Raw genomic sequence first — 653 nt, 5'->3', positions numbered from 1 at the left:
GTGGTGCCGAACACCACCGCGCAGCCGGCCACCGCCTCGGCCAGCGTGCCCACCACGCGCACCCCGGACAGGATGTCCTGCCCTTTGGGCGTGGCCAGCGGCACCGCCTTGGCCGGGTCGCCGTTCGCCTCGCTCCAGCGTTCCGGGTCCACCAGCACGATGTCGCGCGCACCCATGTTGGCGCACGCCCGGGCCACCATGCCCACGTTTTCCGGAAACCGGGTCTTTACCAGTACCACCGTCAGGTTGTGCAGCATTGTCGTTTGGGGAAGAAGGTTGGAGGGAGAGGGAAAAGACAGGAGTATCGGGGGAAGGGAGGAAAAATTTGCGCCAGCCGTTAGGCGAGCGCAACGCGCGAGTCTTACGGATGGCGACCGCAGAGCGAAATTTTTCCTCCCTTCCCCCGAACCCCCATCCCTCCTTTCAAACTTTTAATTTGGTCCGTTGGGCGGAAGGGGGAGAAGCCTACGCGGGCCATACCTGCCCAGCGCCCATGACCGCAACCACGGCCCCGGCGGCGAACTTGAGCGACAGGCCCAGAAACTTGCCCACAAAGGCCCCCCAGGCGGCCTGCCGGGCCGCGTCGCGCGGGCGCCCGTGGCTCAGTTCCGCAAGGTAGCAGCCGAACCACGCCCCGGCCAGCGCGCCGGGCA

Annotated in this window: 2 protein-coding genes; both read right to left on the bottom strand. The window is 66.9% G+C overall.

What is annotated here, in order from left to right; all coding sequences use genetic code 11:
* Window positions 1-257: TrmH family RNA methyltransferase (locus FVW27_RS18540; RefSeq protein WP_167128052.1), on the bottom strand; the 257-nt coding region annotated here is incomplete at its 3' end.
* A gap of 208 nt (window positions 258-465) precedes the next feature.
* Window positions 466-653, bottom strand: a 188-nt coding sequence (locus FVW27_RS18535) for a DUF456 family protein (RefSeq protein WP_167128049.1), incomplete at its 5' end; no start/stop codon positions are given.

This window comes from Nitratidesulfovibrio liaohensis (genome assembly GCF_011682075.1).
Lineage (GTDB): Bacteria > Desulfobacterota > Desulfovibrionia > Desulfovibrionales > Desulfovibrionaceae > Cupidesulfovibrio > Cupidesulfovibrio liaohensis.
The sequence above is the reverse complement of the archived record's forward strand: the minus strand, read 5'-3'. Positions and strand labels throughout refer to the sequence as shown.